The sequence below is a fragment of the Williamsia muralis NBRC 105860 genome, from assembly GCF_001598915.1.
GTDB lineage: Bacteria > Actinomycetota > Actinomycetes > Mycobacteriales > Mycobacteriaceae > Williamsia > Williamsia muralis.
The window spans coordinates 196635-208133 of record NZ_BDAP01000004.1; the positions used below are offsets into that span (position 1 = coordinate 196635).

The 11499-nt window shown below is 66.1% G+C and carries 11 protein-coding genes; 3 read left to right on the forward strand and 8 right to left on the reverse strand.

Annotated elements, in window-relative coordinates; all coding sequences use genetic code 11:
- Position 1 precedes the first annotated feature (1 nt).
- Entirely contained in the window at positions 2 to 799 is a 798-nt protein-coding gene (locus WIMU1_RS16565) for an ABC transporter permease (RefSeq protein ID WP_030164726.1), read from the forward strand.
- Positions 800 to 813: 14 nt separating this feature from the next.
- Here the strand turns inward: WIMU1_RS16565 and WIMU1_RS16570 are convergent, their stop codons facing one another.
- Positions 814 to 1947 (reverse strand): hypothetical protein, encoded by a 1134-nt coding sequence (locus WIMU1_RS16570; RefSeq protein WP_062798865.1) that lies wholly within the window; start codon positions 1945 to 1947, stop codon positions 814 to 816.
- Positions 1948 to 1957: 10 nt separating this feature from the next.
- The gene (locus WIMU1_RS16575) at positions 1958 to 3295 is read right to left on the reverse strand and encodes a hypothetical protein (RefSeq protein ID WP_062798867.1); all 1338 of its coding nucleotides are present in this window, start codon (positions 3293 to 3295) and stop codon (positions 1958 to 1960) included.
- Between the two features lie 95 nt (positions 3296 to 3390).
- Here WIMU1_RS16575 and WIMU1_RS16580 point away from each other — a divergent pair, with 95 nt between their 5' ends.
- A complete protein-coding gene (locus tag WIMU1_RS16580) occupies positions 3391 to 4230 on the forward strand; it encodes a hypothetical protein (protein ID WP_062798868.1) in 840 nt (279 codons plus the stop codon).
- Positions 4231 to 4248: 18 nt separating this feature from the next.
- On the opposite strand, the gene WIMU1_RS16585 is transcribed toward WIMU1_RS16580, so the two are convergent.
- The 6 genes from WIMU1_RS16585 to WIMU1_RS16610 all read right to left on the reverse strand — a co-directional run bounded on the left by WIMU1_RS16585 (position 4249) and on the right by WIMU1_RS16610 (position 10415).
- Positions 4249 to 5616: a CHAT domain-containing protein gene (locus WIMU1_RS16585; RefSeq protein ID WP_062799210.1), complete on the reverse strand. Its 1368-nt coding sequence runs from the start codon at positions 5614 to 5616 to the stop codon at positions 4249 to 4251.
- Complete coding sequence (locus WIMU1_RS16590; RefSeq protein WP_062798870.1) at positions 5613 to 7421, reverse strand: hypothetical protein; 1809 nt, start codon at positions 7419 to 7421, stop codon at positions 5613 to 5615. The genes WIMU1_RS16585 and WIMU1_RS16590 overlap by 4 nt, the downstream gene beginning before the upstream one ends.
- Before the next feature lie 106 nt (positions 7422 to 7527).
- Entirely contained in the window at positions 7528 to 8037 is a 510-nt protein-coding gene (locus tag WIMU1_RS16595) for a lipoprotein LpqH (RefSeq protein WP_023956006.1), read from the reverse strand.
- Between the two features lie 256 nt (positions 8038 to 8293).
- The gene (locus WIMU1_RS16600) at positions 8294 to 8920 is read right to left on the reverse strand and encodes an FMN reductase (RefSeq protein ID WP_062798872.1); all 627 of its coding nucleotides are present in this window, start codon (positions 8918 to 8920) and stop codon (positions 8294 to 8296) included.
- A complete protein-coding gene (locus WIMU1_RS16605) occupies positions 8917 to 10035 on the reverse strand; it encodes an LLM class flavin-dependent oxidoreductase (RefSeq protein WP_062798873.1) in 1119 nt (372 codons plus the stop codon). The genes WIMU1_RS16600 and WIMU1_RS16605 overlap by 4 nt, the downstream gene beginning before the upstream one ends.
- 89 nt (positions 10036 to 10124) lie before the next feature.
- On the reverse strand, positions 10125 to 10415 hold the full coding sequence (locus WIMU1_RS16610; RefSeq protein WP_062798875.1) for a hypothetical protein: 291 nt from the start codon (positions 10413 to 10415) through the stop codon (positions 10125 to 10127).
- Positions 10416 to 10611: 196 nt separating this feature from the next.
- Here WIMU1_RS16610 and WIMU1_RS16615 point away from each other — a divergent pair, with 196 nt between their 5' ends.
- Positions 10612 to 11463 (forward strand): C39 family peptidase, encoded by an 852-nt coding sequence (locus WIMU1_RS16615; protein WP_062798877.1) that lies wholly within the window; start codon positions 10612 to 10614, stop codon positions 11461 to 11463.
- Positions 11464 to 11499: the final 36 nt, after the last annotated feature.

Below are 11499 nucleotides of genomic sequence, written 5' to 3' on the forward strand. Positions count from 1 at the left end.
GATGTCCGGTGGCGGACTCTTCTCCGACAGCTCGGTGATGGCCGGACGCAACCTGCTCACCATCCGCCGCGTTCCGACCCTGCTGGTCTCCGCGACCGTTCAGCCGTTCATGTTCGTGTTCCTCTTCGCGTACGTCTTCGGGGCAACGCTGGGCGGGGCGTCCTATCGTGAGTTCCTGATGGCCGGCATCTTCACGCAGACAGTCGTTTTCAACTCGGCCTTCACCACCGTCGGACTGGCAGGCGATCTGCAGTCGGGCTTGGTCGATCGGCTACGGACCCTGCCCATGTGGTCGCTGGCGGTGGTCCTCGGCCGAACCCTCTCCGATCTGGTGGTCAGCATCGTCAGTGTTGCCGTGATGGCTATCACCGGACTGGTCATCGGTTGGCGTATCCGCGGCAGCTTCGCCGATGCCCTGCTCGCGCTCGGTCTGATCCTTCTGCTCGCCTTCGCCATGTCGTGGGTGGGCGCCTTCACCGGATTGATGGCCCGCAACGTCGAGGTGGCGCAGAGCGTCGGCTTCGTGTGGATGTTCCCGGCGACGTTCTTGTCGAGTGCGTTCATCTCGGCTCAGAGCCTGCCCGGACCACTCAAGGCGATCGCCGAATGGAACCCGATCACCGCGGTGGCCACGGCAGCTCGTGATCTGCTGGGCAACTCCGCGCCCCCGGACTTCCCGCAGGCCACCGGCTGGGTGGCCGACCATGCCGTCGGATACTCACTGATCACCTCGCTGGCAATCCTGCTGGTGTTCGTCCCGCTGTCGCTGTGGCGCTACCGGACCGTCGCCAGCCGCTGACCGGTGAACGACTGTCAGTAGTCGGCCTCCGCGGCCAGGATCTCCGCCAGGAACGCGTCCGGCCCTGGCACACCGAGCCGTCGGCGCGCGAATGCTCGCACCCGGTCCCTGGTTTCACGTGTCTCCTCGACAGGGACCCCGACCGTGACCGACGTGGACGACCAGTCGTGGGACCACGCCCGGTCATCGTTCATCGGCTCGCCGTCGGTGTCCACCAGCGGGACATGTGCCCGGCCGTCTGATCCCAGGACCGCCGAGCCCCTGACACCGGCGGCGCGCACCGACACATCGATGCCCGCCGGGTCGGCGCCCGGTACCATCGCCGCCGCGACGATCACGGTGGCTGCCGGGTCGGCTCGCACGTACCAGTCGACGGTGTCTTCGGCAGCATCGAAGATTCCCGCAGGCACACCACCCCAGCGAATCGTGTCGGTGCCGGCGGCGATCGCGTCGGTTCGAGGCCCCGAACCACTTCCCGCTGCCAGGGCGTAATCATCCTGACGTCCTCGTGGGGGCGTATCGAGTGCGTCCATGTGCGCAGTGAGTGCCGAGAGCTCAGCCCACTCGGACCGGTGGACCGGATCGCCGATCCCCACCTCCTCCACCAGGTCCACGCATCCACGCACCATCTCGACCACACGTGGATCGCCCGAACGCACATGTTCGGTGAGCGCTGCGGCGTGTGGCGAGAGCAGTTCGGCCACACCAGAATCGATGGTGTCGTCGGTGAAGAAGATCTCCGCGGCGGAGGTGAGAATCGCGATCTCCGCGTCGAGCAGAGGCAGGTCGAGAGCCGGGATGCCATCGCCCACACCGGCGGGCCACCATCGGCGCAGCCAATGTCCCAAGGCGAGTCGTCGGGGGATCTCGACGGCCTCTGTGTCCACGTCGATGCCGTCGAGCTCGATCGCCACCGCGGAATCGGTCGGGCCGTCGGTGACCGCCGCGACCGCGACATGGCCGCGTTCACCGACCACTCGCCACAGCCAGTCGGCACGCGATGCATCGGTGAACTCGATCTGTGGCGTGCTCTGCTCGTCGAGCGTCCAGGACATCACCGCGCCGCTCACCTCGAGCACCGTCACCAGCGGTAGTGCACGCTCTACATTGCCGGTGGTCCACAACCCCGACTCGACTCCGATTCTCATGGCACGACCCTCACCCGGCCACCTCGATCTCGGACCCGCTCACGTTCGCGAGCATGGCCTTGATCCGCTGCCGCTGGTCCAGACTCGCCGACCGGGCGACCCCATCGAGCAGTGATCGGATGTCCTCGACATCGTCGCAGGACTCCTGCCACACATCACGACCGTGCAGCCGGGCCCACAGCCGGCCGAGATACGGGCGGCGAAACGCGCGTAGGTCGTCGACGACCCGCTGCTGACGAGGATGAACGGGGGCGCCCGCGGCAAGGCACCGGCGGGCGTGCAACACGTAGGCCTCCTTGCGCAGCCGGGCCTGGATCAGCGCCGCCAATCCGTATCGGGCGCTGTGTCTTTCGTCCAGCGGCATCAATTCCACAGCCACCTCGATGCCGGCGACAAGAGTTGCCTGGATGTCCTCTGCCAGCAGACCCCAGGGGGAACACGCCCGGTCCACCTCCTCGGCACACAACAGCGGGATGTCGGGGAGTTCCTCGCGGTCGAGCGCTCGACGCAGTGTGGCGCGGACACGGTCCACCACGGCCCGGTCGAGCGGCCGCTCCCCGGAGGACCTCTCCGTCAGATGCGGACGTCGTTGCGGCTCAGTAGAGGTCAGACCGAGGTCCACCAGCCGCCAGGGCAACGCGGCAGGATCGACCCGTGCACCCGCCCCCAGATTGAACGGCGTGTCGTCGGCGACCAGGGCCGTCCACACCCGTTGCCGTGCCGCCCGCGCCCGATGGTCGCCCGTCTCCGCCAGTACGGTGCTCAATCCCGACAGGAACGGCCCGGTGATCGCCCCACCGGGACGCACGTCGCGCCAGCTCCTCTCGAGTTGTCGAGTGAGGGTCGAGATGGTCTGGGACGCAGCCAGATGCTTGTCCAGAGCTGCGGTCGCGGTACGGTCCCGATCCGAGTGGACGTCACGGAGAACGGCATCGGCGACAGCCTCCACGTCCCCCGTCGGCGCACCGCGGGTGACGGCCAGCTCGTACGAGACCGGGAAATAGAGTTCCTGCGCGTTACCGGTGGTGATGCGCAGCCGCCTGCGACTCTTCTTGAGCACCTCGAACCACTGTGCGGTGCAGAGCAATTGATCGCCGTGAGCGATGATCACGTCATGTAGGTCGCGCGCCACGCGGGGGGCGAGGATCGCCGCCGAGAACTGAGGATTCGCACGAAGCCGCAGCACCAGCGGATCGAGAATACGTTTCACGGTCCGGCGCAGCGGGCCACCGTCGCTGCCGCTGAGCACCTCCACACCGGGACCGAGCCGGCGCCAGGCCTCGTCGATGACCGCCCGACGTGGGCGGGCGAGGGCGACCTCCGTCGCCACGTCGTACCCGGTAGTCACCAGGTGATGCTAGACGAGGCACTGTGCGCTCGACCAGAGCCGCGTGGCTCGAGAAGTTGGGTTCGGTAGCCGACACCTGCGGTGACCCTTGATCCATGAAACAAGCACCCCGCCCCGTAATTGGTCCGATCTCGACTCCCGCACTGGCGACCTTGGCGTCGTGCGCGACGGTCGCGCTGATCGCGACCGTTGCATTCCTCCTGCCGAGCGCCGCAGTGTTCTCGGTCGGGGCCGTTGCCCTCGCCGGCGCGGCTCTGGTGTCGGTCGGCGAGATGCGTCCGTCGTCCCGCATGAGCCGTTGCTCCCACCACGAGCCGAAGTCCGTGCCTCTGGACGAACCGGGCATCGGCATCGCAACAGTCCATGCCGTCGAGGAAGCGCCGCCGGTCGGTGACAGGGCTCGGGTTGGCGACAGGGCCTGGGTTGACCACGGGGAAGCGGCACCCACGATCATCGTCGACGTCGAAACGGTGTCCGGACAGCACTTTCGGGGACATCTGAATCATCACGGATTCGATGCGGAGGGCTCACGAGCCACCCTGTGGCCGGGTGTGGTGCTCGCCGTCCGATTCGACCCGCAGCGACCGTCCGAAGTCATCCTGGCCGACGACATGACCGCAGCGCGAGCGGCTTTCGACACCACGCTGATCCGGAAGGGATTGACCACGGCGGACAAACTCGACCTCATCCGGCGGGGCGTCAAGTCACATGCGGTGGTGACAGCCATGAAGCCGACCGGCCGGGTGTGCGAGGACTACCGTCAGGTCGAGCTCGACGTGATCGTCAACCGTCCCGAAGGTGGCCAGTTCCCCGCACACGAGGTGACGTTCATCCCGGCCACTTCCGTGGCGAAGGTCGAGCCCGGCAGCATCATCGACACCTACTACCGCTCCACTGATTCCTCCCATGTCGCGGTCTGTGTCCCCCGCAGTTGAGCCGGTGCAGCGCCGACCTCACGCTCCGCGATCGGGCACTGCGAAGGTGACCACGGATGCCCAGAACACCGGGTGCGCAGTGACATCCCCCGATCGCCAGCGTCTCATCTGCGCACGCTGCCACCGACCGAGTACCACCACCGGGTCATCGCTCTCGTGGGCGCTGTCCACAGCTGCGATCAACTCCCCCATGGGATCGACGTCGGTATCGCCGTCGGCGAGGCTTCGATATCCGGCCGTTGTCGGCAACGACCACAGCGTCGCCGTCACCAGCTCCGATCCGGCCAGGATCATGGCCGCGACCAAGCCGTTCGGCTCGTCGAAACGGTGATCGGTGCCGGATGCGCACGCCACCAGGGCCACTCGCGGAGGCATCGGCCAGCGCCCGGTATCGGCGAGGAGGTCGGCAGCCGTCCACGGTCGATGGCTGCCCACCGGATCCGCCAGTCCGGGGTGCAGAGCGCTGCACGACAGGTGCAACGCCGACCGCTCGGCGTAGCCCACCTCGCTCGAGGCCGCACTGGCATGACCGACGAACAGCATCCTGCTCGGCTTGTCCTGCAACACAACCGACAACCAGTTCCGGTCCGTGTCGCGGCGCCGGAACAACTCCACCGTGTCCGATACCGGCGGATACACGGTATGGCGCGCCAGTGCGCCGGCGAAGTGTTCTGACACCAGGCTGTCCGGCGACGGTCTGCCCAACACCGAACCCAGAGGCGAGGAAGGTGTCTGCCCGGGCACGCGGGGATCGAGGATGAGAACCGGGGGTGAGGTGCGGCGCTCCTCCCAGCTCGCCGGGCGTCTCGGGGCGTTGACGATGTTCGCCGGGGGCGACATCACGAGATCCACCAGTTCCATCAACCGATAACCCTCGGTGTACGCGGTGAGATCGTCTGCCTTCCAGGGCAGTCGCGCAAGCACCTCCCCGGTGGCCAACACAGCCCCGGCCTTGGCACGCACCAACTGGTCGGCGGTGGGATATACCGATGGCAACGCGAGCAGGGCGAACGGGATCTGTGCCAGCCGAGCCGTGGGAGTGAGATGCAGAACCGGGCGAACGGCCGCCACACATTCGAGCAAGAGAGACCATGCCTGTTGTGAGAGCAACAGCAGCCCGAGATGGTACGACGCACGCAACTCGGTCGACGGATCGGAAAATGGGCCCGACAGGAGTGACCGCCGAAGGGCATCCACCATCGTCTCGCCGTCGCGCGGCGAGGGCAGTGCATCGGCCACCTGCTCGATCGCGGCCACCACAAACGGCTCCTCCACCACCCAGGTGACGGTGCGTGCGGGCTCGCCCACCACCCGCAGGCTGGCGTATGTCGCAACTCCCACGTCGGCAAACCGCAGGACCAATCTTGTTGGTGGCGCGCTGGTCATCTCCACGTGGGCCACATCGGCTCGTCACTCGTGACCGTGCGTCCGTAGCGTTCGGCGGCCAGCCGTCGATACTCCGCCAGGATCGCGCCGGCACCGCGGTCCATCTGCAGCGGGGGCAACGGACCCAGCCGGGTCAAACCGCCGGTGACCGCAGTGGTCGTGGCCCCGGCAGCCACCGCACGGTTCTCGTCGATGCCGGCATCGGAATCAGCGACGGAGTGCAACGGTGTGGCCCCCGTCGCGGTCAGTGCCCAATCACCGCCGACAGCATCGGACACTCTCGGGTCGAGGCCGAATGTTCCCCGGGCACTGACGTATTCGATCATCTCGGCGACCAATGAGGTGTTGTCCCATTCCCACGCGACAGCGAAGGCGCCGGCCATCACCGGGGCCGAGACCGACTGGGCCCAGCGCGAACGGGCCTCGGCGTCGGGCATCGAATGCCGCACACTGTCGACCGCAAGCGCCGCGGGTATCTTCAGCGCGGCGGCTTGTTCGAATTTGGGCTGGGCCGAGAGATGGCCGGCCGACCCGTCGGCCGCCGTGGTGATGCCCTCCGACATCGCAACCCGCGTCTCCACCGAATTCCAGTCGGCGAGCGGATCACCGATGCCGTCGAAACCCATGTCGGCGAGAGCCTCTGCTCGCCATATCGATCCCATGAGGTCATCGAGGCGGGCGTGGTGCAGCCAGGTCGCATGAGTGGTCGCGTCCAGGAGCATCCGGGCCTGCCCGACCATCTCCCGGGCGCGGTCGAATTGTCCACGGAACACCGGTATCCAACTGCGCTGCATCAAAATCCGGTGACGATGCAGGGGTATACCCAATTCGTCACAGTGCCGCTGCGCCTGTTCCCAGCAGTGGTCGGCTGCCTGCAGTTCGCCCGCGGCCATCCGGGTGAGCCCCAGGTACAACCAGCATCTGGAGACGTCATGGGCGACCGCATACGTGGCCAACACCGGGTACGCCGCCTGGGCCAGGCGTTCGGTGTCCGCATGGTCGGACCGAGCCCAGGCGAGAGCCGCACGTTCGAGTTCGCTGCGCGCCGATGCCAGAGGCCAGCCGCGTTGCGACGCAAGCGCACCCGCACGACGAAGATGCGAGCCGGCCTCCTCGAGCCGTCCGGTCTGCACACAGAATCTGCCGTAGCCGATCCCAGCGTCCACCGCAAGCCGGTCGGCACCTACCGAGCCCGGCCGGCTCCAGGCATCGGACGGCGGGGGCGGGCCGGGTTCCGACGCGGTTCGTCGCACGATGACCAACTCTTCGAGACCGAGTTCCCACAGGGGCGCGGCAGCCACGTGCTCGTCCACATCACCGAGCGCGATCGCGCACAGGATGCGTGCGTGTGCCACATGGAACCCGTGGTCGGGGTCCGAATCGGGCTCGCCCACGGCGTTGCCGGTGAGATGCGCAAGCCGCCGCGCCGCTTCGTCGTGGTCACCGCGAGCTAATGCCAGGCCGATGTCGAGGACATCGGCACGCCCGGTGTAACGGCCGACCATCCGGGCGATGTCGTCGAGTGACATCGTCACCTGCGCCGCGGCTTCGGGCATCTTCCCGGCGAGGATCTCCGAATAGATACCGACGCAATCGCGAATCCTGCGGACACATTCCACGACCCCGTCGTGAGCGCCGCGGGTCAGGTAAATCGTTCCGAGCTGGGCGAACACCTCGAGCATCAAATCGTCTCGGTCGAGCTGTTCGATCTTCGGCATCAGCGACAGCAACAGATCGCGGGCGGCAGCGTGGTCGTCGGCACAGGCGAGGTTGCGCGCACGCTCGAGATCACCGGCCACCGACATGGCTGCATCATATTGATCGCGGACCAGCGGGCAACCGCATACACGGGTAGCACACACGAAAGCGGCGGACGTGCGATGCACGTCCGCCGCTTCTCACCGGTTCAGATCAGTTGCAGCTCACCTTGATGCTGAACTCCTTCTTGATCATTCCGGCCGTCGGGTTCTTCATGTCAGCGCCTTCGGCCTCACCGGTGATGGTGTAGGTGTCACCGTCTACCGAGACCTTCGCCGAACCGACCGACATCCCCATCCCGTTGGTCACGGCCAGTGCGTTGCCGTCGACCACCAGTCCCAGCGACTCGACCTTCGGGGTGGCCTCATCCGTCATCACGATGCCGAGGCCCTGCTGGCCACCGGTGGAGCCGCTGCCGACGTTGATCTTGCCGCCCTGCTTCACGCAGCTCACAGAGTTGAGGTCCACGCCGGCGAGATCCTTGCCCTCCACCTTGACCTCGGTGTCGCCGCCGGTGGAAACCTCTGTTCCGTTCGACTGGCTGGTTGCGACCGGGTTGGCCGCGGGGCTGCTGTCTGCGTTGCTGCTGCTGTCATCCGAGCAGGCCATCAGCAGGGTTGCGCTGGCGATCAGTCCGAGGGTGGCTGTGAGGACTCGTTTCATTGGTCTTCCCTTTCGTTGCGCGGCGCCTTCGGTGTGGCTCCGGCATGGGATAACTAAAGCCCGGCCGAGCGGCTACCGATCCCAATTTCCGGCACTTGTCCACCATTCGCCGACGCGATCGAATCGCCCGTGTCGATCAAAAGGCCACCGCTGACCTCGCACATCCGGTGTCCAGCACGCTGACGCAAAGGCGCCCCCGGCAGTGGTGCCGGGGGCGCTGATGCCAGGGAAATGTGTCCGTGGGCCGATCGCGCGATCAGTTGGGTTGGTGGAAGGACTCCCCCAGCAGCCGAGCGAAGTTGGCGATGCCGGCTTCGTCATCGTCAACAGGCGATGGCGTCGTACGGGTGCCGCCGAGCAGCGCCACCAATTCTCCGGCGGCACGATCCACCCGGTCGGCAAGCGTGGCGGTGTCCCCGGAGGTACCCGCCCAATCCTCGGACGCGGCATATACACCGGTCGGGACCACCACAGCGCGCAGATACGAGAACATCGGCCGCACAGCGTGATCGAGCACCATCGAGTGTCGCGGACTACCACCAGTGGCAGCGATCAGCACCGGCTTACCGGCAAAGCTGTTCTTGTCGATGATGTCGAAGAACGACTTGAACAATCCGCTGTAGGACGCGTTGAACACCGGCGTCGCTGCGATGACGGCATCGGATTCGACAACAGCCTTCACCGCGGGATCCGCAGCACCCACCGGGAATCCGGCGATCATGCTCCGGGCGATGTCCACCGCGATCTCCCGCAGATCGACGGTCTCGACCACAACCGAATCACGTTGCGCCTGAACTGAAGCGGCGAGCCTGTCGGCGAGTAGCCGAGTCGACGACGGTTCGCCGGCCCCAGCACTCACGACCACCACACGAGTCGGATTCATCGGCTGATCGCCTCCGCCTCGGCGGTATCCACCTCGGTGACCGCAGCGCTTCGTGCAGCCACCAGCGATGCATGGGTGGGCGCGTCCGGAACATCCGAGGGGCGCCCCTCGGCGAATCCCGCCCGCAGTTGCGGCAGTACCTCCCCGAGTTGGTCGAGTTGTTCCAGAACGGTTTTCAGTGGCAGTCCGGCATGGTCGACCAGGAACAGCTGGCGTTGGTAGTCGCCGAAGTGCTCGCGGAAGCCCAGCGTCTTGTCCACGAACTGCTGTGGGCTGCCGACGGTGAGTGGTGTGTCCTCAGTGAACTCCTCGAGCGAGGGGCCGTGGCCGTAGACCGGCGCGTTGTCGAAGTACGGCCGGAACTCGTTGACCGCATCCTGCGACTTGGGGCGGATGAAGAACTGCCCGCCCAGTCCCACGACGGCCTGAGACGCGGTGCCGTGGCCGTAGTGCTCGTAACGCTCGCGGTAAAAACCGATCAGCTGCTGGAAGTGCTCCTTGGGCCAGAAGATGTGGTTGGCGAAGAAGCCGTCCCCGTAATAGGCGGCCTGCTCGGCGATCTCCGGGCTACGGATCGACCCGTGCCAGACGAATGGCGCGACGCCGTCGAGCGGTCGCGGCGTGGAGGTGAACGAGGTGAGCGGCGTACGGAACTTGCCCTGCCAGTCCACCACCTCTTCGCTCCAGAGTCGGTGCAGCAGATGGTAGTTGTCGATGGCGAGCGGGATGCCCTGACGGATGTCCTTGCCGAACCACGGATAGACCGGGCCCGTGTTGCCGCGGCCCAGCATCAGATCGACACGACCGTCGGCCAGGTGCTGCAACATCGCGAAGTCCTCGGCGATCTTCACCGGGTCGTTGGTGGTGATCAGTGTGGTCGACGTCGACAGCTGCAGAGTCTTGGTCTGAGCTGCGATGTAACCGAGCATCGTTGTGGGAGACGAGGGCACGAACGGCTTGTTGTGGTGCTCGCCGGTGGCGAAAACGTCGAGCCCGACGTCTTCCGCCTTTTTGGCGATCGCGACCATGGCCTTGATCCGGTCGTTCTCGGTGGGTTCGACACCGGTGGTGGGGTCGACGGTGACATCGCCGACGGTGAAGATTCCGAACTGCATGGCTACCTCCTCGGTAGAAGCTACGATCATCATAACCGGACCGTGGTCCGAATTATTTCGTCGCTCCGGCCGAGGCTGCCGAGCGGTTGTCACAGAACAACCGGGACCCAGAAGCCGAAGAACCAGAAGCCCCAACCACGCTTGTATCGGTCGTAGGCGGGGGTGACCTCCTGCCCGCGGAAGGTGAATGCCGCAAGATCCGGGCGTTTGACCGCGCCCGGGGACGATGAGGTCGTCCGGTTGGGGCCGTCCTGCGTCGTTGTTGATGATGTCGCCGCCGGCGCTGCTGTCGCCTCGGCCACTGCCCCACCGACTCCCAGCGAAGCCAGGCCGATTGCCCCCGTGGCGACCGTCCGCGTGAACGCCTTCTTGACCTGCATGTTGTCCTCCCTTTCTGAAGCCCGACCTGTTCTGCCCGGGCCGACTCCTCACAAGGTAGAAACGCGAACTCGTAGAACTCTGGCACCTGGCTGTGAGCTTCCTGGACGCTCGAGAAATCCGGGTTCGCTCATCACGGGAACATTCGGGCCCTGACGCCGATCCAATCGACATCGGATCTGATCGAAGGGAACGGCCATGGGTGAAGGCGATGCCGAATACAGCGCGCAGGACAGCTCGACAGCGTCGGCGGCCGACGACTCCGGCGCACTGGACGAACTCGAGTCGGTGCTGAGCGAACTGTGGCCCGATCAGGATGCGGCTCCGCCGGACGAGCCCGCGGAACCGTCTGACGGGGTCGGCGGCGGCGACGCCGACGAATACTCCGAACACTGGTTCCAGCAAGCCGTGAACGGCACTTGCGTGCCGGCGAGTGTCGCCCAGATCGTTGCGGAGTACACCGGCGAGGACATCCAGAGCGAAGACGCCTTTGTCGAGATGGCCCAGGACAACGGCTACTTCCTCGACGGCGAGATCGAGAACGGCATGCCCATCTACGCCGCGGCGGACCTGCTCGAACAGAACGGCATCCCGGCCACCGTCGAGACGGGCACGATGGACGACCTCGCGACAGCTCTGGACGAGGGCCGCGGCGTCATGCTGTACGTCGACTCCGGCGAGTACTGGGATCCGGAGCAGGAGGAGCGCGACGAAGCCACGGGTCGCGACCAGGGAGGCGATCACTGTGTGGTGATCAGCGAGATCGACACCGACAAAGGTGTGGTCTACCTCAGCGACCCAGGACATCCCGACGGCGACCGCATGGAAGTCCCACTCGACGAATTCGAGGAGGCATGGGGCGAAGCCGACAACACGATGATCGTGTGCGACGAACCCTCGCCCAATGCCGGTGTGTCCGTGGACGACCCCACACGGGATCCGCTTCTCGACGACCTCGATGCCGACGAGACACCTGGGCTCTCCAATGTCATCGACTGGCTCACCGATCGCCCGTGGAACCTGCTGCCGGTGGTGATCGGCGGCAAGTAGCTCGCGCCCGGCCTCAAACGTCGCGCCCATGTCCAA